General features: G+C 43.1%; 25 protein-coding genes. 8 read left to right on the top strand and 17 right to left on the bottom strand.

Annotated features, from left to right (window positions below):
* Nucleotides 1-85: 85 nt before the first annotated feature.
* A complete protein-coding gene (locus SELR_RS06430; RefSeq protein WP_014424405.1) occupies nt 86-310 on the bottom strand; it encodes a hypothetical protein in 225 nt (74 codons plus the stop codon).
* A 386-nt stretch (nt 311-696) separates the two neighbouring features.
* On the opposite strand from SELR_RS06430, the gene SELR_RS06425 reads away from it, so the two are divergent.
* Complete coding sequence (locus SELR_RS06425) at nt 697-1,074, top strand: single-stranded DNA-binding protein (RefSeq protein ID WP_014424404.1); 378 nt, start codon at nt 697-699, stop codon at nt 1,072-1,074.
* Between the two features lie 63 nt (nt 1,075-1,137).
* Entirely contained in the window at nt 1,138-1,722 is a 585-nt protein-coding gene (gene radC / locus SELR_RS06420) for a RadC family protein (protein WP_014424403.1), read from the top strand.
* Nucleotides 1,723-1,846: 124 nt separating this feature from the next.
* On the opposite strand, the gene SELR_RS06415 is transcribed toward radC, so the two are convergent.
* Together SELR_RS06415 and SELR_RS06410 are read right to left on the bottom strand one after the other, a co-directional pair.
* A complete protein-coding gene (locus SELR_RS06415) occupies nt 1,847-2,599 on the bottom strand; it encodes a hypothetical protein (RefSeq protein ID WP_014424402.1) in 753 nt (250 codons plus the stop codon).
* A gap of 18 nt (nt 2,600-2,617) precedes the next feature.
* Entirely contained in the window at nt 2,618-3,178 is a 561-nt protein-coding gene (locus tag SELR_RS06410) for an HD domain-containing protein (protein WP_014424401.1), read from the bottom strand.
* Nucleotides 3,179-3,330: 152 nt separating this feature from the next.
* On the opposite strand from SELR_RS06410, the gene SELR_RS06405 reads away from it, so the two are divergent.
* Nucleotides 3,331-3,534 carry a hypothetical protein gene (locus SELR_RS06405; RefSeq protein ID WP_014424400.1) on the top strand — a complete coding sequence of 68 codons (204 nt, stop codon included), beginning with the start codon at nt 3,331-3,333 and terminating at the stop codon, nt 3,532-3,534.
* Nucleotides 3,535-3,611: 77 nt separating this feature from the next.
* Here the strand turns inward: SELR_RS06405 and SELR_RS06400 are convergent, their stop codons facing one another.
* Nucleotides 3,612-4,265 carry a YczE/YyaS/YitT family protein gene (locus SELR_RS06400; RefSeq protein WP_488657120.1) on the bottom strand — a complete coding sequence of 218 codons (654 nt, stop codon included), beginning with the start codon at nt 4,263-4,265 and terminating at the stop codon, nt 3,612-3,614.
* 253 nt (nt 4,266-4,518) lie between these two features.
* On the opposite strand from SELR_RS06400, the gene SELR_RS06395 reads away from it, so the two are divergent.
* The 3 genes from SELR_RS06395 to SELR_RS18795 all read left to right on the top strand — a co-directional run bounded on the left by SELR_RS06395 (nt 4,519) and on the right by SELR_RS18795 (nt 6,337).
* A complete protein-coding gene (locus SELR_RS06395) occupies nt 4,519-5,103 on the top strand; it encodes a JAB domain-containing protein (RefSeq protein WP_014424398.1) in 585 nt (194 codons plus the stop codon).
* 239 nt (nt 5,104-5,342) lie between these two features.
* Complete coding sequence (locus tag SELR_RS18800) at nt 5,343-5,504, top strand: hypothetical protein (protein WP_158645778.1); 162 nt, start codon at nt 5,343-5,345, stop codon at nt 5,502-5,504.
* 155 nt (nt 5,505-5,659) lie between these two features.
* Nucleotides 5,660-6,337, top strand: a complete 678-nt coding sequence (locus SELR_RS18795; RefSeq protein WP_014424396.1) for a hypothetical protein — start codon at nt 5,660-5,662, stop codon at nt 6,335-6,337.
* Nucleotides 6,338-6,706: 369 nt separating this feature from the next.
* Here SELR_RS18795 and SELR_RS06390 read toward each other — a convergent pair whose 3' ends face one another.
* The gene (locus SELR_RS06390; protein WP_014424395.1) at nt 6,707-7,450 is read right to left on the bottom strand and encodes a hypothetical protein; all 744 of its coding nucleotides are present in this window, start codon (nt 7,448-7,450) and stop codon (nt 6,707-6,709) included.
* 383 nt (nt 7,451-7,833) lie between these two features.
* On the opposite strand from SELR_RS06390, the gene SELR_RS06385 reads away from it, so the two are divergent.
* Complete coding sequence (locus SELR_RS06385) at nt 7,834-9,369, top strand: ComEC/Rec2 family competence protein (RefSeq protein WP_014424394.1); 1,536 nt, start codon at nt 7,834-7,836, stop codon at nt 9,367-9,369.
* Between the two features lie 121 nt (nt 9,370-9,490).
* Nucleotides 9,491-11,191, top strand: a complete 1,701-nt coding sequence (locus SELR_RS18790) for a hypothetical protein (protein WP_014424393.1) — start codon at nt 9,491-9,493, stop codon at nt 11,189-11,191.
* 328 nt (nt 11,192-11,519) lie between these two features.
* On the opposite strand, the gene SELR_RS06365 is transcribed toward SELR_RS18790, so the two are convergent.
* From SELR_RS06365 to SELR_RS18615, 12 genes are all read right to left on the bottom strand, one after another.
* Complete coding sequence (locus SELR_RS06365) at nt 11,520-11,960, bottom strand: GNAT family N-acetyltransferase (RefSeq protein WP_197537168.1); 441 nt, start codon at nt 11,958-11,960, stop codon at nt 11,520-11,522.
* Between the two features lie 25 nt (nt 11,961-11,985).
* Nucleotides 11,986-12,525 carry a flavodoxin family protein gene (locus SELR_RS06360; protein ID WP_041914293.1) on the bottom strand — a complete coding sequence of 180 codons (540 nt, stop codon included), beginning with the start codon at nt 12,523-12,525 and terminating at the stop codon, nt 11,986-11,988.
* A 45-nt stretch (nt 12,526-12,570) separates the two neighbouring features.
* On the bottom strand, nt 12,571-13,173 hold the full coding sequence (locus tag SELR_RS06355; RefSeq protein ID WP_014424389.1) for a helix-turn-helix domain-containing protein: 603 nt from the start codon (nt 13,171-13,173) through the stop codon (nt 12,571-12,573).
* Between the two features lie 72 nt (nt 13,174-13,245).
* Nucleotides 13,246-14,058: a nucleotidyl transferase AbiEii/AbiGii toxin family protein gene (locus SELR_RS06350; protein WP_014424388.1), complete on the bottom strand. Its 813-nt coding sequence runs from the start codon at nt 14,056-14,058 to the stop codon at nt 13,246-13,248.
* Nucleotides 14,058-14,600: a type IV toxin-antitoxin system AbiEi family antitoxin domain-containing protein gene (locus tag SELR_RS06345; RefSeq protein ID WP_014424387.1), complete on the bottom strand. Its 543-nt coding sequence runs from the start codon at nt 14,598-14,600 to the stop codon at nt 14,058-14,060. The genes SELR_RS06350 and SELR_RS06345 overlap by 1 nt, the downstream gene beginning before the upstream one ends.
* 175 nt (nt 14,601-14,775) lie before the next feature.
* Entirely contained in the window at nt 14,776-15,387 is a 612-nt protein-coding gene (locus tag SELR_RS06340; RefSeq protein WP_158645777.1) for a hypothetical protein, read from the bottom strand.
* Between the two features lie 164 nt (nt 15,388-15,551).
* Nucleotides 15,552-16,658, bottom strand: coding sequence for a ParB/RepB/Spo0J family partition protein (locus tag SELR_RS17680; protein WP_050992749.1), 1,107 nt, complete (start codon nt 16,656-16,658; stop codon nt 15,552-15,554).
* 5 nt (nt 16,659-16,663) lie between these two features.
* On the bottom strand, nt 16,664-17,416 hold the full coding sequence (locus SELR_RS06330) for a ParA family protein (RefSeq protein WP_014424384.1): 753 nt from the start codon (nt 17,414-17,416) through the stop codon (nt 16,664-16,666).
* Between the two features lie 2 nt (nt 17,417-17,418).
* Nucleotides 17,419-17,718 (bottom strand): helix-turn-helix domain-containing protein, encoded by a 300-nt coding sequence (locus SELR_RS06325; protein WP_014424383.1) that lies wholly within the window; start codon nt 17,716-17,718, stop codon nt 17,419-17,421.
* On the bottom strand, nt 17,711-18,079 hold the full coding sequence (locus SELR_RS18785) for a hypothetical protein (protein ID WP_014424382.1): 369 nt from the start codon (nt 18,077-18,079) through the stop codon (nt 17,711-17,713). Before SELR_RS18785 ends, SELR_RS06325 begins: the two co-directional genes overlap by 8 nt.
* A gap of 3 nt (nt 18,080-18,082) precedes the next feature.
* Nucleotides 18,083-19,138 carry a helix-turn-helix domain-containing protein gene (locus SELR_RS17675; RefSeq protein WP_014424381.1) on the bottom strand — a complete coding sequence of 352 codons (1,056 nt, stop codon included), beginning with the start codon at nt 19,136-19,138 and terminating at the stop codon, nt 18,083-18,085.
* 470 nt (nt 19,139-19,608) lie between these two features.
* Complete coding sequence (locus tag SELR_RS18615) at nt 19,609-19,851, bottom strand: anion permease (RefSeq protein ID WP_158645776.1); 243 nt, start codon at nt 19,849-19,851, stop codon at nt 19,609-19,611.
* Nucleotides 19,852-19,935 lie beyond the last annotated feature (84 nt).

Genomic DNA, 19,935 nt, shown 5'->3' with positions numbered 1-19,935 from the left:
ATAAAGTCAACACTTATTGTCAAAAACAGCTTAATTATCTCTGTTTCAGTATCGTTTATGCACACACAGGATACAAAGTTACATTTTACCTATTCTTGGCGTTTTCCTTCTCTGTGGTAACAACGACCACCGTATCGTCATCGTCAATTTCTGCGCCACACCGTGGACAGCACGCATATTCCGTGCCATCTGTCAGCTTCCGCTTTCCCTGGCATTTCGTACAGAAATCCGTATTGCACCGCTTGCAGTGCAGGATCTCACCAAAGTCTCTTCTGCCACACCGAGGGCAGCCATCGTAGTACTTAGCCATAGTAGCATCCTCCCCATGTTAATAATTAACATCGCCCCATCAGCTTTTTGCATATTTTCTACACAGCCTCCAGATATTCCTCTGCAAATCATTACAAACCATTACACTGCGGCAGATTCCTGCCGCAACAGGATAACAAACATTATCAGATGGCGGCAGCCATCTTTTTCTTTATCATTACAGATTTTGTTTTTGTCTGCCGCATTATACGGGCTGCGCCAGAAAAGTGCAAGGGTTCGCTCTGCCGCTTCGCGCCCTTGCGCTTTCTCGGCTCCGCCCGTTTATAATGGGCGTCAAAAACAAAAAAATCCAGCTGGCAGGCGGCAAAGGGAGGTAATCAAAGGCCTGCAACGTTATCAACTGACATCTGTTAGGAGGAATTCAAAATGAACGTTGTATCACTCAGCGGACGCGTAGCACAGGAAATCAAACTCTATAAAACCAGCAACGACAATCACGTCATTACCATCAATCTGGCCGTAAAATCTGATTATTTCAAGGAAGGCGAGGAACCCAAGACCGAATTTATCCCTGTCACGGTATGGGGAAAACTGGCCGAAAACTGTGCCGCACACCTTGTAAAAGGTCAGCTCATCGAAATTGAAGGCAGACTGCAACGGCGAAGCTATGAAAAGGATGGCGAGCGTTGTTATGTAACAGACGCCATCGCCGAAAAAGTACATTTCCTGTCCAAGCCTGCTCGCAAGGAAGAAGCCAGTGACGACAAGGGCAGTAAAAAATCCAAAGCCAAGAAATCTGCCTGACCATCATTCAGGGAAAGAGGCTGGCCACCAGCCTCCCCCTGTACCATTATGGAGGAATTGACCATGAATCGAGATTTAACCCACGAATCCAATGCCACCCTGCTTTCTACTCTGCTGAATATCCCCGCTGAAAATCTTGCCTGCAAAAACATCTCGGATATCTTGACCGCGCCCTTGTCAATAACGGGGGTTGGCACGAAGAAGGCATCTAAAATCTATGTCATCAAGGAAGTCGTGCGCCGTATTATGGAGGAATCCCCCAATGATACCCCCACTATTCACGGCCCCGAAGATGTTGCCGATTTCTTTATGCCCATCATGCTCCACAAGACCAAGGAACAGTTTATGCTTGCCTTGCTGGACACCAAGAACAAGATAATAGCTACCCCCACCATTTCCATTGGTTCCCTTTCCGCTTCAGTCGTACATCCAAGAGAAGTTTTTGCAGAGGCGATAAAATATCCCTGCGCTTCCATAATCCTTGTCCATAACCACCCCAGCGGCGACCCCACCCCCAGCAGGGAAGACATCGCCGTTACCGAAAGGCTGCGCAAAGCTGGCAAAATTATGAGCGTCCCCATTTTAGACCATATCATCATTGGCAACAAAAATTATTGCAGTATGAAAGAAAGGGGCAACATGGCATAACTAAGGGGACAGGCTATACGCCTGCCCCCAAAATCGCTCCGAGCATTACAAATCATTACCAATTCATTACTAGTAAAAGACATTACAAACCATTGCAGGATGTTAATTATTAACATTCCACTCGTCAATTCCAGAATGTAGACAGCGTTATGCTGTTGGGATAATTATCAAACCACATATATTCGCCGTGCCCTACACAAAAAGCTCCGAATGTACCAGCCGCCGGAACACGATTAAAGCTATAGGCCTCCCGAAATTCATAGGGCGCATTAGCGCAGTTGAACCCCGTCCTGTCGAAGTGACGATTGCCATTCCTAAGAATCTTGATAATCCAAACCCGCTGATGTCTCATGGATAGTTCCAGTCCCAAACTTTGATATTTCCAAATAGGAACGCCTCGCTCAATGCCAATAACATCCGGCTGCCCGTATTTGGCAAGGACTTCTTTTTCCGGCATATCTATCCCTATGCCACCAACGGTTTCCTGATACTGAGCAGTTGTGGTGCGCATAAGCAGCGTACCCTTATTTTCGTCACGGTTATCTCCATTAAGGATAACATGGGCATGATAATTATCAGGCCCTAAGTTTTCAGCTACAATCGGCAGATCACGGTATTCCCCGTTTTCGATTATCCGGATAAGACAGCTAAAATCAGAGCTTCCACCTGCCGGATTGTAAGCACCTACTATTTTGCAGCCATTAACAGTATCTCCTGTAAAGTTCAGGACAACATTGCCCGCAGAATCATACCACGCCCCCTGCAGTCTGGACAAAATCTTTTCTGTAGGATCATAGGCCGCCATCGCCACCGTACTGAAGCAAAGCAACAGCAATCCGAGTAATACCCCGACATAACCCAGTTTCACACTTCGCATTATCTCTTCCCCCTGCTACTACAGTCCTATCTCATCGCTATGCTCAGTCATGCCCTTAATGCAGTGGCCCATAACCTCACTAAGTTCCATTCCCAGTTTTTCGACGCCCTTATCAATGATTTCCCGGTTACACTTGGCAGCGAACCGCTTGTCTTTATACTTCTTTTTCAGCGATTTAACAGCCATGCTCTCCATCTTTTCCGGGCGCATGAGTGCGTATGCCTGTATGATACCAGTAAGTTCATCCACGGCAAAGAGACTTTTTTCCAGATTGCTTATCGGCTCTGCCTCATCTGTCGTAATTTCGTATCCGTGAGTAATGATAGCTTTGATGTCTTCCTCATCCACACCTTCCGGCGCTAACAATTCCCGTACATGATGGCAATGCTCATCCGGGAACTTTTCATAATCCACATCATGAAGCCAGCCAATAGCAGCCCAATAATCCTTATCTTCCCCATAGGCTTCAGCCATGGCTCCCATGGCCGCGCTGACAGCAGCAGCATGATGGAACAGATGTTCCTCAGTAGTATGTTTTGCCAGGATCTCCTTGGCTCTATCCAATGTAAGTTTGCTCATCAAAATTCCCCCTTTTCCTTCAGTATAGATAAACAGACAACAGATGTCAAAAATGATGCTGCTGTAGTAATGCAGCGATATCGTAAAACTTGCGAAAACAACTGATTTTATGTAAAATAGTTGAGTATTATTTTTAGGAGGTTCATTCATAAATGGCAAGACAAACCAATTACGCTGAAAAAATTACCACTATCGAGGCTAAGATTGCAAAGAAGCAGAGCGAGATCAAAACGTTAAAGGCCCAGCTCAGCACCCTGAAAGAAAAGAAAGCTGCTGATGACTACAAGGCCCTCACTGAGTACATGACTGCCAACAACCTGTCAGCCAATGATGTTTTGGAGTTCATCAAGGCCTGATATACAATAGCAAAGCCCATCCTGGAGTGATTCAATCACCCTCAGGATGGGCTTTTTTGATGCCAAGATTCAGGACTTCATCCATTTTCCAGGCTTATCTTCTGCTCTGGACAATCCTGCATATCCTTATTTTTCTCCCGTAAGTGCGGATGGAATATCAATTTACCATTCTCATCCACCCTGCTCAGATGTTTAAGGAAATGTCTCGCTATAGTTCCCGTAATCAAGGCCGATATCAGTGTGCCTTCCCGTATGCCTTCAATTCCATCAAGATATATCAACGAAATCACAGCGGCTAGTGACACAAGGCTGACATCATTGGCTGTTTTCACCTTGCCGAATTCAATGCGGAAATGCCGGGATACAGCATATACTATTCCTTCGCCGGGAAGCATCAGTACATTGGCAATTCCCTGGACAGCTACGCCAAAGGCTATCAAAGTGGTGCCAATAAGCAAAGGCAGCAGCTGGAATACGTAATTTGTAGGAACGATCCACGCCCATGCATCCATGAAAAAATCAATAAACCAGGAGAATATCAATGTTACCGGGATCTGCAGGAACTGGATATTATCAAAAGCTCTACGGAGCAACAAGTACTGACCCAGCACCAGCAACATGTTAATTGAAAAGGTCATCTGCCCCAATGTAAATGGCGATGCCAGACTAATGACATATGGCAGGCTGGAAATAGGTGAAGTTCCCAGCATACTCTTAACCACCAGTGCTATCCCAGACGCCTATACGATAACTGCAACAACGAACAAAAAATAACGTAACACCATAGACATCTACTCCATCTCCTCCTACGTTAGATAGTATAGAGCTGACACAAAGGAAAGTCAAACCACCGCCATGCAGCAGGAGTGAGCCAACCAGCGCGTCAAATGTTCACTTTCGGATATCAATCTGCTTAATGACAACACGCTGAAGGAAAAGCTGATCACAGACAGCTTTTCCCTGCACACTATGGAGGAATTCGCTATGGACAAAAACTTGTACTTTGAATCAAATGAATCTCTGCTTGCTTCGCTGCTGAACGTACCTGCCAAAAATCTTGCCTGCAATAATATCTCGGACATCTTGACAGCGCCATTGTCAATCAAGGGAATCGGTATGAAAAAAGCTGCCAAGATCTATGCCTTAAAAGAGATTGTCCGCCGCATTTTGAATGAATCTCCCGATGAAAAACCATTTATTCACACCGCCAATGATGTTGCAAATCTCTTTATTCCCAGACTGCTCCATGAAACGAAGGAACATTTCATGATTGCCCTGCTGAATACACATATGCAGGTACTGGCCACCCCCACCATATCCATCGGCTCACTAACCTCTTCAATCGTTCATCCCAGAGAAGTATTCTCTGAAACATTAAAATATCCATGTGCCTCCATCGTCCTTGTCCATAATCATCCCAGCGGTGATCCCACGCCAAGCGGCGAAGATTATTCCGTTACCAATCAGCTGGTCGAAGCAGGTAAAATCATGGACATCCCTGTCTTAGATCATGTCATCATCGGGCGCAAGAGATATTACAGTATGAAAGAGCGAGGCATTATTTCCTAAAAGGCCACCCTGACTCTTCCGTACATTTTCCGTCATTACCGATGTTAATTATTAACATCGAGTATCATTCAACCAACAGTCACAGCTTATTCCATTAATATTTTCAATAGGATCCCCCTATATATCTATCAAAAAACAATATTATACATCATTCCCCTGCTGTGTCATAATATAAGTAAATATAAAGTATGGTAGTTCATATATATAGTTTATGAGCAAAGAAGGAGCGGATTATCATGATGAATATGCTTTTTAACCTCGTGGCAGATTACAACCGTGTAATTATGGAGGAAAACTCCGACAACCTCAATATGTTCGAAGTTCGTCCTGGTGTCTACTCTAATGTTGATCCCGCAACGCTCATGGATTGTCATGTAGCAGACTTTGACTTGAATCGCTAATACCCCCAGTTCTATATTCCTACCAAACCCGCCACTAGCAACTGGCGGGCTTTTTGTGTCATCCATTCATGCGCAATCCCCTGAAAACATGGTATAATCAAGCTATAATAACGTCTTAGCCGTCTGTTATATCCGCATAACTATAGGAGTATGCCATGATTACTACCATCCATATCGGTGACCGTTTCGGGCATCTTACCGTCATAGCTAAAGATACTCGTCCCAATCACAGTGCCGGCTGGCTCTGCCGGTGTGATTGTGGTAATGAAATATATACCTACTCCTGTAGATTGCTAAAAGGCAGCCACAGGAGCTGTGGCTGCACTGATCGCACAAATCGAAATGAACAGACAAACCTTATAGGGAAAAAAACTGGCCGCCTCACTGTCATTGCCAGAAGCCCTAATCCCCGTAGAAAATCTAGCTGGCTCTGCCACTGTGAATGCGGCAATACTATTGAGTTACACGCCTCTACCATACTTGCAGGAAAAAAGACCAGTTGCGGGTGTGTTCATCACGCCGCCAAGCATCCCCATGAAGATTTAACCGGCAGAAGATTTGGCCATCTAACCGTTATTGCCCGCAGCAACGATCCCAAATATAAATCTCTTTGGCAATGCCTCTGTGACTGCGGTAATGAAGCGTATTTTTATTCCTCTGCGCTTCTAAAAGGAAAATACACCAGTTGCGGCAACTGCCAATACCACCTGCTTCGTACCAAGGAAAACATGATTGGCAAACGTTTCCACCATCTGACCATTACCAAAATCGTAGAAACAGAGCCAGATACATTCAGGCTACTATGCCGCTGCGATTGCGGTGAGATACCTTAGCCGATACCATGGAGCTTACGCGAAGCTGTGGCTGCGACTTGCGGATACGGCCCCGCCCCAAGGTTATACACCACATACTTACTCGTGCTCAGAAATTAAACACTAACGATTCTATCCGTTATTATAAGGCCAACAGCAACACAGGAATAAAAAGCATTCACAATCGAAAACGCTTAAATGACAATGAAATAGTGATTACCAGCCAAGGTAAGTACCACTACATTGGACACTTCCAAACGCTTGAAGATTATTAAAATGCACGTCTTGCCGCCGAAGAGCAATACTTTGCTCCACTCATCAAACGACTGAATAGTAGAACATCACTTCGTCCGCATATAAAAAATGATTATTACATTGTTTTATTCAGATTCACAAATTTTCTTCTGTTGACAAGCGAGGGGTAAGTATATAGCCATATCTATAGTGTTTAGGTGTTCTAACATTAAATTTTTTATTATTCATAGTAGCGAGAAACAACTTTCCTGCCACCCAAATATCAAACATAAATTCCGTAAAGCCAAAAACAGCTGGGTTTAATATAGTAAATATTAAAAAATAATATAAATATATACTTATATTAAAGTTATCACGAAATACTATCATTATCCCCCCCCATAATAAATATAAACTCATATACATTGCAAGTGGTGCCAATAAACCAATTATATAGTTATTTACAGGTACATCCTTACATTTCGTGTAATAACGTTTACCAGCCAGCAATCTCATCATATAATTTTTTATGGAGATGGAGCTTTTTCGTTTCGTGTAGCACCTTTTATCAATCAGCAATCCCTTTAGACATTTTATAAAAGATATGACGTCCTTGCATTTCGTGTAGATTTTACCGGCATGTATAATAACATCTCCATTGTTATTCTTAAAATAAAACCCTTCTTTGTGTAATTTCTCATGCCATTTACTCCAATGACCACGAGCTATAATACACTTAAATATCACATAAAGCAAAAACGGTATATAAGCATATCCCCCCACTATAATTTCTGCTTGATACAAGGAGCTGACCAATAATAAAACAACAATAGATGTTATGCAGCACATTTTCTTTTTATCGATACAATATTCGATAGTTATTTCCTTTTCGTTTTTCATAAATTATGTAATCCTCTTTTTATTTAACATATAATCCAACAACCATTTTTATCCAAATTTTCAATCAACTCAGCAATATTTTATATATCAAAAAGAACAATTCCCCCGCAATCTGCCAGTCATTAATCACCGACCTCTCTTACTTGTCTCACTATCATTGGCGCTATTGAATCTAGCCTAGACTAGCCTTTATTTTCCATTAAATTCAACTAAATACTTTATCCAAAATTATTTTCCTTTAACTTATATTGTACACTTTTAACGTTAAATTGTAAATATAGCCCTTATAATTTTGTAATATATTGCATCACCACCGTAGAAATATGAACACATTTATGCTATCATTTAAATGATATAACATTATAATTTACTGGAGGTTACTAATGAATCCAGAAGAATTTCGAGAACATTTTACACAATTAAACAACGAACGATTTTATGCACGTCCAATTTTCAATGATGAACTTATGGGCAATTTAAGTGAGTTATTAGGTAAAGATAAATACCAGAAGTTTGATGAGCTCATTGAAAACGATGATATAGACGGCCTTGAAAAATTTTTAACTGATAATTATAACATAACCAACAAGACCAAGAATCTTCCATTTTATCAAAAAAAATTAAGTTTAGAATTCGATCTACGCTTGGAATATAAAATAGAATCCGACCATCCATATTATCTCGGTTTTTACAGTGATGGCGTTCCTTTATATCTAATCATAGAAATACTACGTATATATTTTAAGAATCCAAAACCTAGTCACTGGTTAACCGGAATAATTAATCCAAAAATTGACAATAAAAAATCCAGCGACGATAGTTTAGAAATAAACGGTCATTTAATGTTTGCTGCCAGTCCAGTTTTGGAAAATGATGTTACATTCCATATCCAAGATACGACTGAACATGTTAACGAAGAAGATGATTTGACCAATTATTTTCTTAAGCACAAAAGCGAATATTTAAACAAGCTTAACAACACAATTATAGATGAAAAAATACCAGCATCTGTAAATTGTATATATTGTTATAATATCGGACAAGGAAATTGTATAAAACTCAATGGATCTAATAATAAAAAAATCTATTTTGATGTTGGATTAACTAGATATAAAGCAGAAAAGAATCAAAAAGAAATTAAAAATGCTATAGATGAACTAGAGCATCATTTCCCCGATATTATTATTCTATCCCATTGGGATACAGATCATATATTAGGATTATCATTATGGGACGATAATGTATACACTAAGAGATGGATTATTCCAGATTTACATTCGCTTTGGTTTAAAAAAGATAATACAATTGAACGAAAGGCAAACAGAGTATCTTCATATGCATTTCGAATATTCCTAGAACTCATTAAACCCGAACATAAAAATGTTCACATTATCAATGAAGAACTAATACAAACACGCATCCTTAATAAAGAAGATAATAACTTTTGCGGTATAGAAATATGGACAGGACAGCGAAAATCTTCCAATGGTATCACTCGTGCTAACAATTTCGGATTAATAATGGTTGTTAAGAGTTCCGCCCATCGCACAATACTATGCGGTGATTGTGATTATGAGATTATACCCGAACAATTGAAAAGTTCTAACTATGACTACGTTATCGTTTCACATCACGGATCAAAGATGGGTAAATTTCCTTTTTCCCCAAACAACAACAAACATCCAATAGCGATTGTTAGTTATGGAATATGCAACACCCATGGTCACCCTAATGGATCAAAAATGACAGAGATTTCGAAAAAAGGTTATCAAATCATTACCACTGTTGGACGTTCAAAATACGTATTTCCTATTAATTGTATGGCCTTTAAAAGATCGCCTAGCGTAGAGTTTTTTAAACCAAACTCCTGTGATTATCCAATTAAAAATCTTTGTAGTCTAGAAAAAGACATTCATTAAATAACATTTCCTATTATAAGCCTGTCCAAGGTCTTCGCGTAATCATCAACATTATATTATCAACACTCAATAAAATTTTCTTCGCCATTACGCCTATGACTATTGTTAGAAGGAAAATATCATGAACACCACGATCAACATCGGCGACCGCTTTGGACATCTGACCGTCATAGCTAAAGATCCACGTTCCCTGCACAGGGGCAGCTGGTTGTGTCGCTGTGACTGTGGCAAGGAAATCTATGTCATCACCAGTGACTTGGTGCGAGGAATAAAAAGCTGTGGCTGCAGTCACTTTAGTGATAAATATTCATCGATTGACCTTACCGGACAAAGATTTGGCCACCTGACTGTTATTTCTCGCGATAATTCCGCTCGCAACAACACCAAGTGGCTCTGCCATTGCGATTGCGGCAATGATGTTTATTTCTACACCGGTCCTTTAATCAAAGGTAAGCGACGCAGTTGTGGATGTAAAACGGGCACCAAAGAAATACAAAATCTTGACCTTGTTGGCCAGCGTTTTGGCTATCTCACAGTTATTGTCAGGGATTCCCGCCCACGCCGTACATCTAGTTGGCTTTGTCGCTGTGACTGCGGTAAGGAAATCTATCTTCTCACCAGCGATCTGCGAGGCGGAGTAAAGAGTTGCGGCTGCAGCCAACGTGTAAGGAAATATACGCTATTTGACCTTACCGGCAGGCAATTCGGACACCTAAAAGTCATCGCACGCCATCCCGATCCGCTTCATAAATCCCAATGGCTCTGTCGTTGTGATTGCGGCAATGAAGGGTATTTTTCTGCCACAAGCCTGATCACAGGCAGGCGACGCAGCTGTGGATGTGTCACTGGAACCAATTATTTAAACACGCTGAATCTTGTCGGTGAACGCTTTGGACATTTAACCGTTATCGCCCGCAACAAAAATCCGCTTTATAGATCAAACTGGCTTTGCCGTTGTGACTGCGGCAACGAAGTCTATCTAAGAACCAGTCTTCTCCTAAAAGGTCTTCGAAGCTGTGGGTGCCACACAGGAACCTCGGAACTAGAGATCATTGACCTTATAGGACAAAAATTTGGCAGATTAACCGTCATTTCCCGACATCGCAACCCTAAGCGAACAAGAACCTGGATTTGCCGCTGCGAATGTGGCAATGAAGTCTCGCTTACCACCAGTCGCCTGCTTAATGGCCATGATATCAGTTGTGGCTGCAGCAGATCACGCAACCGAAAATTCCATATCCCCGATCTCATCGGGAAACACATCAAGCATCTAACGGTTATCTCCCACAGTAACAACCCACTCCGCAAATCAAGCTGGATTTGCCGATGTGACTGTGGCAACACTTTCGAAGTAACTACCTCTGCATTTCTCAGAGGTGCTTATTCCTCATGCGGATGCCTTAAGTCTATCAGGGATAAAGCATCCATAGATTTAACAGGAAAACGCTTTGGCCACCTTACTGTTATCGCCCGCAGTAGCGACACCGACTATAAGTCCAAGTGGCATTGTTTCTGTGATTGCGGTAACGACGTATATCTCTCTACCAGCCAACTCATTAACAATCAGAAAGCCACCTGTGGCCGTAATTGCAAATATCTTCGCCTGCAAAATAAGGAAACTCTTATCGGAAAACGCTTTCATCACCTAACGGTTAAACGAATTCTCGAAATCAGTCCCCATGATTTCAGGCTTCTTTGCCTCTGTGACTGCGGTGAATACACACTTGCTACCACATCCCAGCTCACTCAGGGAATTAAACGGAGCTGCGGATGCAACCTCAAAAAATGGCCGCTCCACGGGAGCCAGCAGCCCAAAAGCTAAAAACCAACGATTCTATCCGTTACCACAAGTCCAACAGCAACACTGGTATAAGGGACATCCACATGCAAAAACGCTTAAATCACAACGCCTATGAAGTAGCGATTACCAGTCAGGGCATATATCACTACATTGGTCATTTCCCGACACTTGAAGATGTCATACGTGCCCGCCTTGACGCTGAGGAGCAATACTTTGCGCCCCTCATCCAACAACTGGATAACTCAGGATGTTAATAATTAACATCCTAAGAGGATGTGAACAGCATTTGTCCACATCCTCATTTTTCGTATATTTCCAAGTTAATCGTAAAGGCTCAAAAAACCATCCGTCAAATCTTCCTGTGCAACAACACCATATCAACCAACTGTTTCCCTCCTTCAACGATAACATGGTCGTAATTATCCAGAAAGAAATTTTTCCGTACATCATAACGGGTAAAGCCACAATGTTCGTAAAAGGGTATAGTAAGGGGACTATCTCCGGTGCCACCCTGAATATAATCATAATTGCCCGCATACTGTTTTACCAAAAAGCCAATGAGCTTTTTCCCATAACCATAGCCCTGTGATTTTGGCATAACGGCGATATTCTTTATTTCCAGCACATGATTTCCCTCATCGGTAACCACGCATTCAGCCTTTACCCCGGAATCCTCCAGCACATACATCGTACCAGAAGCCAAATACTTCTCAACCATACTTTCCTGCTCATCTGCCAGTAACAGCAAATGCCTGTGCTTCCATTTATCCAGCTCTTTATATATTCGCACCAATGCTGTCTCCATAGTCAATCTATCAAGAAATGGTCTTTCCCAACTGAAATGCCTGCTGCAGGCTGTTCCCCTGCCGAACATCCCCTTTTTCCTTAGCACCGCGCACCAGCACTGTCCCTCCATCCTCCAACTTGAAGAAATTCAATACCAGCTTGTACTGCGCAAGTATTGCATCGAAAAGTTCAGGCAGTGTTGCCGCACCTACCAGCAGCATAGCTAATTTCCGAATCTTAAATGTATCCCGGATAGGATTATGCAGGCGGTCGATAACAGCCTTCAACTGGGCACTGAGTCCGTAAAAATATACCGGTGAGGCAACGACCAGTATATCGGCCTCTTTTAGCTTGTCATATATCAGCTGCATATCATCCTGCTGAAAGCAGGGATGACCTTCCTTCTGAAAACAGCTGTTACATCCAAGACAAGGCCCCACCTTGTAATCTGTTACGGATATCAGCTCCACCTCATGATGCTCACGGGCACCATCAGCAAACGCCTTTGCCAACAAATCCGTATTGCCACCTTTTCGATTACTGCCTACCAATACAACAATCCTGCTCATCATCAGCCCTCCTGCAAACCAATACCGCCTGCTCTCAGCTTATGCTCACCTGCTTTTAACAGAACCTAACGGTATCTGAAACAAGCCATGCTGATTGCAGTAATAATACAAATTTCGAACATTGCTCCGCTTAAACCGCGCCTCTGCCGCACCTTCTGGATAAAACTTCTTCAAATCATATCCGTCTTCTTTGACAGCAACCACAAACGATATGTAATGCTTCTTACCCATCTCATGATCTATGGCAACGTAATATTCGTCTTCTACCTGTTCAACATGAACCGTATGAGTTGAATCAGCCGTCTCCGGCTCCAAATCCGGAAGCATTATGCCGCAGCAGCTGATAGCAGCCCGTCCTGTGGTTATTATAACATTGCCACAGATAGGGCATACATAAAACTTTATCTTCTTCATGTTGAAACAACGATTGGTATTGCTGATACTTTCGCCAGCCAGGAGTTCTGAGACAGACAATCTCAGAGTCTTGGCCAGTGGTTCCAATAAAGCGATATCAGGATAACCGCGCCCGTTTTCCCATTTGGATATCGTCTTGTCACTTACATTGAGCGCTTCTGCCAGCTGCAATTGCGTCATCTTTCTGCTTTCGCGAAGCCGTTTGATAATACTGCCAGTTACATATTGATCCATGTTCATCACTCCTCGCCCAATATCATATACTGAGTTGAGGATGCATCCAACCTACGAAAAGTATACCTTTTCTTATGGCTTTTTGAGCACGTTTTCCAGGAAGGTCAGCAGCTGCTCCAAAACCGTATCACTATCTACATCCAGCCAATTCTTGCGGGCACGGCTAAGTTTTTGCCGATAGATGCGATTGCTAAGTGTCCGCTGTATACGCCGCAGCATTTCCTCCGGCGTATTTTCTCTCATACCCTCATCATCAAAAATCAACAGCTTAATGCATGCCCGCAGCTTCTCCCAGCTCATACCAGATAACTGCGCCAAATAGTACATGTCGAAGATATCCTTGTAGCGGGTGGACGTGGGGCCAAATTTAAGGATTGACCGCAGCTTCTCCGTGAACATCTGCTCCTTGGAGTTGATTAATACAGTAGGGCCGTCATCGAGATAGGCAATATCAAAACAGTATTCATCCTGCTCTATGGACAGATTCTTATGCACCCCAATATCCATTTTTGTCTTTATCGTGGTACCATCCACATCCGTTATCACAATATGAACTCGTTTGCCGTGATAGTCCTGCTGCCGCAGTTCTTCTATCTCACCTGTCGGCTCCAACTTGAACTCTGCATTGCTTATCTTATCCAGAAACAATCGTATGGATTCATCCGACAGAGAGTAATGTATAAAGTCAAAATCGATATCCTGCGTTGCTCGGCGGCTGTCATGCGACATATTATGCATGACCACGCCGCCTTTGATCGTAACATTCCGTTTCAAAGAGCTGGCAGCAATATTCATTACCACTACGTCCTGGCTCACACGAGCCTGCGCCTGCACATTATCATAGCCTTCATCTTCGTAGGCCTTTATCATATCTTTCAGTTTCATCAGAAAATCTCCCGTTGTATAACATCGTAAAAATCAGTACGGCTTTGCATAGCATCAATATAATCATCCAATTTGCCGTAATCTATGCTCTCATAGCGCCTGCGATAGCTTTGTACAATTTCCTTGTAAAAATCGAACGGCATCGTTTTTCTATGTCGCACCAGCTCCAAGAGCATACGCTCCTGATCATAGCAGCGGAGTTCAGCGCCATTGAAATCTACCATAGATTTGCCAATTCCATAATAGTTGGCAGTTTCAAAGTACTGATGTACCTTTTCGCTGGGTATGCGAGTTGAATTACGGGCTGTAGCCATATGCCACTTCTCCGGCACTACATCCGTCAGTCCGAGAAAATAAAAGGCACTATCCATGGTAAATATGGCCGTCTTATACCTTACTTGCAGCTTTTCCATCTCTGTGGCCGTAGACCGCCGGGCATAAACCCCAGGCGAAAGTTTATATATTTCTCCCAAATTCACAGCCTTTTTCAGCTTGTATCCTGAACCATATTCTTTTACGGCCTCTGCATATGGCATAAGCATGTTTAAGACCTCCATTTTACTGTCAGCACACACTTCGTTATACAATGTGAGTTTTTACTGAAATTATTATATCGATTTCTTTATCTCACTGTCAACATTTATGTAATAACTCACATTATATAATTATATGTGAGTTATTACTTCAATGACATATCCAGAAACACCCATTTTGTATTCAGGCCCCCCCAGCACCAAGATAATAGTATTTCTTCAGAAAATCTGCCAGGCACAAATCCACTGTCGTATGGGAGAACCCCACAAAATCAGCAAGTTCTGCTGAGCCCAGATCAACATGGAGCAAACGTTCCCTGACAACCCTTATCCTCGTGGAATCAGACTCAGAAAACAGATATTTCTCCATACCAGCATGTAGAATGCGATATCGATCTCTTAATGCGCAAAGCCGCTTTAACGAATCCTTATCCGTTTCCTCATCATTTTGTTCCAGGAACTCTATATTGCGCTCCAGTACCTTAATGAGTGCCCCTACCTTACGATATGACCATACATCCCGTTCTGGCAGTTCATAATTCAGCATCTGCGCAATCTCATTGAGGAATCTATCCCGCCAACGCTGCAGTCCATTGACATGCACATGGAGCCTGCAGCTTATGGCCGTGAAATTACGGCGTAGTTTGTACTTATCCCGCAGGAATATCTTTTCCTCCTGCGTGGCATCCGCAATGACTGCACTTACGATAATCTCACTGCATTCCCTATCCAGCAGGCGCATACGCAATTTCCTTATTCCCCTACTGTCCGGGTTGTTCCCATACAATTTATTCATCCAAGCCTTCTGCGCTTCACTCGGTTCGTCAGTTCCCTTATAATATTGCTCCAACACCTGCTGTGCCAGATATAGCCTAACCTTTGGTGTTGCTTTCCTCATAGTGCCGTTCCTTTCCAGCCGAGGATGTTAATAATTAACATCCTCGGCTACCTTATCCCCAATTAACACGCAAGCAAAGTCTTTCTAGCCGCACTCTCTATATGCCACACGCATGGTTTTGTCCCCATACGGCAGCCACCCTGGCCATCTTCGAAGTCACAGCCCGGGCATGGATTAGTACTAGTATCATGGCGGCCCTCGCAATAACTCATCAGCATATCCACGCTCGTCATCAGCCGGCTTTTATCTGCAGTTCTATGAGCAGCTACGTCCCCGCCAGCATCAGCCAAAGGATCCGGAACAACATTGTTAACGGTTTCTTCTGCCGCACCTGCTACGCTTTCATCAGCGGCTCCATAATCTGCAACACCTTTCTCCAACTGCCCATCACCATCTCCCTCCGAATTCACATCAGCTTCTGTGGTCTGTCCTTTGGCAAAGAGTTCATCTTTTTTCTGCTTTATCCCCTTCACAGTTATTTCCTGACCTTCCATGGCATCCATCAGGATATGCTGCTCTTCTTCACTAAGATTCGTAAGTTCATAGGCAGCCGTTTCTTTCAGTTCCCCGCTATCTATCATTTCCAGATAGTCAGGCACAACGTTTCGCATCGCCAACAGCCGCTGCAACCTGCTATCCGTCATACATAGGAATTGTGCCAGGTAACTGCGAAATGCCCCTGTTACAAAGCCGCCAGCATAATCCTCATCATAGTCCTTGCGCAGTAGCCTGCTTATCAGCTCAACCTCCTGTATCTTCTCGGACATGGTACGATACTCTCTTTGCCCCATATTGGAGGAGCTCAGCCACAGTAACTCCATATCTTCGGCACTTCTATTCCCCACTGGCTTAAAACTTACCACAGAGCATGGTACTTTTGATGAAATCGCCGCACCTTCCTCCACCAGTTCCAGCACAGCTTTACGCCGCCTATGGCCGGCCACCACCATATATTTTCCTTTACCTACAGATTTGACCGTTAGTTCCTCAACTTTCCCCGTGGTCTTGATAAGGTTCTTCAGCCGGTCTATATTGCGCATAGAATAAAAGTTTTGGGGATTCGGAACCAAATCATGCACATCTATATCCATATGACGCTCTATGGATACGCCTTCCTGCTCCCTGTTCTTTAAGAGCTTTTCCAGAAGCCCTGCTGGTTGTTTCTTCATTGTCATCACGCCCCCAACAGATAATCCATGAATTCAACCATATCCCGGGCGAATCGGCATCTTGGTGAATACTCAAATATTGTTTCCATTCTGTTAGTGGCCGTTTTTACCCGAATGCCACCATCTGTTTTGTGAAGCATTACCGGCAGGACTTCCGTTTCCTGCCGTAATTGCGCTATAGCAGCCAGTGAATCACCATCTCCCGCAAACATATTTACGACCGTCCCTCTGTAACTCATATGCGGATTAAGCTGCTGTGCATCCTTTATGCAGGATAACATCTGTTGCACACCATATATGCTGAATTTATCCGTTGTACTTACTACAACCACTTCATCCGAAGCCACCAAACTATTTACCATGGAGGCATTAATCTGTGGCGGATTATCGATCAGGCAGACATCATAATTGCCAGCCAGACAATCCAATGCATTTTTTAGTTGCCACTCCTTGCCTGACTTATCCATTTCCCGCAGTTCCACATTGGCATCTGCCAGACTAAAATCTGCCCTTACGAGGTCAATCCCTTCATATCGCGTTTGCTCAACGACCTTCTCAATCTCTACACGCTCAAGAAGCACATCTGCCAGAGAGTACTTGCCTTTCCCGTCGAAAAACTGGGAAACATTCCCCTGTTCATCATTATCCACCACCAGAACTCTCGCGTCATAGCGCTCTTTAAGTGCATAGGCAAGATTTACCACAATGGTGGTCTTGCCCACGCCACCCTTTTTGTTGATAAAAGAAATTATCCGCATTTTTACTCCTCCTTGCGTACCTCATAACCCACACGCTCTTCCAAAACCTCTAATCTCGTGACGATATCCTTTATTACCTCCGACTCTCGCAACACTCCATCTGATACGCCCATCAGATAGGACATGTCCACCTTGAAGTAATCCATCAAGATCTGATAAATCTCTGATGAGTTAGGGACGCTTTCGCCACGCTCCCACCGGGATATGGTACTATGTCCAATCCCAGTGGCCTTTTCCACGTCCATTATCGTTAGTCCCCGCTTTTTGCGGAGATGCCTTATGCGTTCCCCGAAGTCAGGCATTTGTGCCTCCCGGCCATAACAGGCCTTCCAGCTCTCCGGCCACCTGACGCAGGTACTCAATAAATTCCATGCCTCGTTGCCGTTCTTCATAACTGTAACGGTATATTTGCATTTCCTTGGATATATGCTCCAAATAGCTGACAGACATAGCCTGATATTCCATAATCATACGGGATAGCGATGTCACTTCCCCGTACTTCAAAGCTTCCTCCAGCATCTTGCACTTTTCTTCCAGTTCTTCCATTTTTTGGGCATTCTCCTTATACCGCTTCTTAATTGCATAGATTTCGGCTGACGGTATTTCCTGCACTTTGATTACTTGAGGTGCTGATGCAATGCTTTTACGTTTTACTGACCGCATGATTCATCCCTCCGCCTTAGTCCTACGATTCTTATACATCTGATAAAACACATTATTTTCATCTGGCGGTGGAACCTCCCGATTTGCATCTTCCTCCAGCATTCGCTTAATAGCTTCCTGTTTCCGTACAGCCTCCTCATGTTTTGTCATAGCTTTTTCAGCCGCAAGATTTGAATACCCATTTTGCAGAGCACAATTCAGCCAGCCTCCCGGATTGCCAATGCTACTTCTTTTTTCTGCAAATTCGAGATTCGCAAGTTGAACTTTAACGGCTTCCTTACCAAATTTACTTATAAACAAGAGCATAGACTTTTTATCTATATCCTGCTTTGCCCCCAAATCCATTAATGCTCTTACTTCATCATCCACTACAATCGCTGCATGCTTACTTTTCTCTTGAACATTCTTCAAGGCATGTGGGAGCAAATCTCCAACAGAACTAAAATCAGATTTTACAACAGCAACATCTCCATTATCTTCTGTTGGTGTTGTTGTTTTATGATATTGATTGTTAATGGTGTTGTTGGAGCTTGTATTATTAGCGCCATTTTCATTGGCTGAAACCACTTGCGCTGTATGGGATTCCGCCGTTTTACCCGTGGCGGAAATTTCCGTCCCCGGCCCTTCCGTGCACGACTTTTCCGTGGCCGGAATTTTACTGCACGGCACAATCTGGGCTTCATCTGCCGTGGCAGGATTTTTCCGCTGCGGCTTTTCTACGCTTCCATCCGCCACTTCCGACAACTTTATGTTGATGGTATAAACATTACCTGCGAATTTATTACCTTCCCCACGGCGTTGCCTGACACTTACGTAGCCATGCGAAACCAATTCTTTTAGATAACTGTTATATGTATCCCGGCTAATTCCCAAGTCATAGCAGATTGTATCCCGTTTTGGGAATACCTCATGCCCGTATACACACAGGTAACAATATAGGCCTTTAGCACCTATTTTTATCGACCTATCTCTCATCACACGCTTACCGACCACACCATATCCCTGGTCAAGCACGCTGCCTTCGTAGGCCTTTAGCTTATCTCGTTTTTCCTTATCCATTTTTCCCTCTACTTTCACCAATCTTAAGCATTAAAATTGGATTAAAATTTTTCGTGCATTTCGAGGGATTTTTTGCTAAAATATATTTATACTATTTTGATTTTGCAAAAAATTCCTGTGAGAACCGGTAACAGACCTCCATCTGTGACCGGTCTTTTTTTATGGAAATGTATCCATATATTGACTCGTAGCCATCCAATCAACCTCCATGATAAAGTCTTATTTCTGATATCTTTTATTTTTAGACATAGAAAAAGCAGATGCTGACTTTCTTTTCAGCATCTGCTCATTCACAATATATCGTTGCCATCCAATCAACCTTGGTCTGGCTTATCTAAAGGGGATAAATACCATCACATGAAGATGATCCATAACTTTTGCCCGTTGCCTATCGTAATATTCATCACAATAACGGTAAAACCGCTGATTCATGTCAAATTCAAGCATACACACATATGAATCTAACATTGTCATTTCATAGTGTAAAGCGGATTCATCATATTAGGCGCCGTCCCCAGCAGGAAAGCCATCAGGGAGATGATGATAGCCGCCGACACCGGATAGGAAACCGTCTCAAACATCCAGATAACCACCGAGAATACCAAGACAGCCAACATCCTGTGCCCTGCCGTAGACAAGTCTGGTGGCGTAGGCAATAACAGGATCACCAGCAAGGTCAACAGTCCTAAAGGCAAACCAATCTTCTTCCGCATTTACATCCTCCTTCAACTGAAAAAAGGGTACACCATGCCGGGGAACGCCTGTTCCCTTGCGCATGATGTACCCCTTTGTACATT

This window comes from Selenomonas ruminantium subsp. lactilytica TAM6421 (assembly GCF_000284095.1).
Classification (GTDB): Bacteria; Bacillota; Negativicutes; order Selenomonadales; family Selenomonadaceae; genus Selenomonas_A; species Selenomonas_A lactilytica.
The sequence above is the reverse complement of the archived record's forward strand: the minus strand, read 5'-3'. Positions and strand labels throughout refer to the sequence as shown.

Excerpts from the sequence above, each read along its gene's own strand:
- SELR_RS06430 (WP_014424405.1), bottom strand. The coding sequence starts at position 310 with ATGGCTAAGTACTACGATGGCTGCCCTCGGTGTGGCAGAAGAGACTTT.
- SELR_RS06425 (WP_014424404.1), top strand. The coding sequence starts at position 697 with ATGAACGTTGTATCACTCAGCGGACGCGTAGCACAGGAAATCAAACTC.
- radC (WP_014424403.1), top strand. The coding sequence starts at position 1,138 with ATGAATCGAGATTTAACCCACGAATCCAATGCCACCCTGCTTTCTACT.
- SELR_RS06415 (WP_014424402.1), bottom strand. The coding sequence starts at position 2,599 with ATGCGAAGTGTGAAACTGGGTTATGTCGGGGTATTACTCGGATTGCTG.
- SELR_RS06410 (WP_014424401.1), bottom strand. The coding sequence starts at position 3,178 with ATGAGCAAACTTACATTGGATAGAGCCAAGGAGATCCTGGCAAAACAT.
- SELR_RS06405 (WP_014424400.1), top strand. The coding sequence starts at position 3,331 with ATGGCAAGACAAACCAATTACGCTGAAAAAATTACCACTATCGAGGCT.
- SELR_RS06395 (WP_014424398.1), top strand. The coding sequence starts at position 4,519 with ATGGACAAAAACTTGTACTTTGAATCAAATGAATCTCTGCTTGCTTCG.
- SELR_RS18800 (WP_158645778.1), top strand. The coding sequence starts at position 5,343 with ATGAATATGCTTTTTAACCTCGTGGCAGATTACAACCGTGTAATTATG.
- SELR_RS18795 (WP_014424396.1), top strand. The coding sequence starts at position 5,660 with ATGATTACTACCATCCATATCGGTGACCGTTTCGGGCATCTTACCGTC.
- SELR_RS06390 (WP_014424395.1), bottom strand. The coding sequence starts at position 7,450 with ATGAAAAACGAAAAGGAAATAACTATCGAATATTGTATCGATAAAAAG.
- SELR_RS06385 (WP_014424394.1), top strand. The coding sequence starts at position 7,834 with ATGAATCCAGAAGAATTTCGAGAACATTTTACACAATTAAACAACGAA.
- SELR_RS18790 (WP_014424393.1), top strand. The coding sequence starts at position 9,491 with ATGAACACCACGATCAACATCGGCGACCGCTTTGGACATCTGACCGTC.
- SELR_RS06360 (WP_041914293.1), bottom strand. The coding sequence starts at position 12,525 with ATGAGCAGGATTGTTGTATTGGTAGGCAGTAATCGAAAAGGTGGCAAT.
- SELR_RS06355 (WP_014424389.1), bottom strand. The coding sequence starts at position 13,173 with ATGGATCAATATGTAACTGGCAGTATTATCAAACGGCTTCGCGAAAGC.
- SELR_RS06350 (WP_014424388.1), bottom strand. The coding sequence starts at position 14,058 with ATGAAACTGAAAGATATGATAAAGGCCTACGAAGATGAAGGCTATGAT.
- SELR_RS06345 (WP_014424387.1), bottom strand. The coding sequence starts at position 14,600 with ATGCTTATGCCATATGCAGAGGCCGTAAAAGAATATGGTTCAGGATAC.
- SELR_RS06340 (WP_158645777.1), bottom strand. The coding sequence starts at position 15,387 with ATGAATAAATTGTATGGGAACAACCCGGACAGTAGGGGAATAAGGAAA.
- SELR_RS17680 (WP_050992749.1), bottom strand. The coding sequence starts at position 16,658 with ATGAAGAAACAACCAGCAGGGCTTCTGGAAAAGCTCTTAAAGAACAGG.
- SELR_RS06330 (WP_014424384.1), bottom strand. The coding sequence starts at position 17,416 with ATGCGGATAATTTCTTTTATCAACAAAAAGGGTGGCGTGGGCAAGACC.
- SELR_RS06325 (WP_014424383.1), bottom strand. The coding sequence starts at position 17,718 with ATGCCTGACTTCGGGGAACGCATAAGGCATCTCCGCAAAAAGCGGGGA.
- SELR_RS18785 (WP_014424382.1), bottom strand. The coding sequence starts at position 18,079 with ATGCGGTCAGTAAAACGTAAAAGCATTGCATCAGCACCTCAAGTAATC.
- SELR_RS17675 (WP_014424381.1), bottom strand. The coding sequence starts at position 19,138 with ATGGATAAGGAAAAACGAGATAAGCTAAAGGCCTACGAAGGCAGCGTG.
- SELR_RS18615 (WP_158645776.1), bottom strand. The coding sequence starts at position 19,851 with ATGCGGAAGAAGATTGGTTTGCCTTTAGGACTGTTGACCTTGCTGGTG.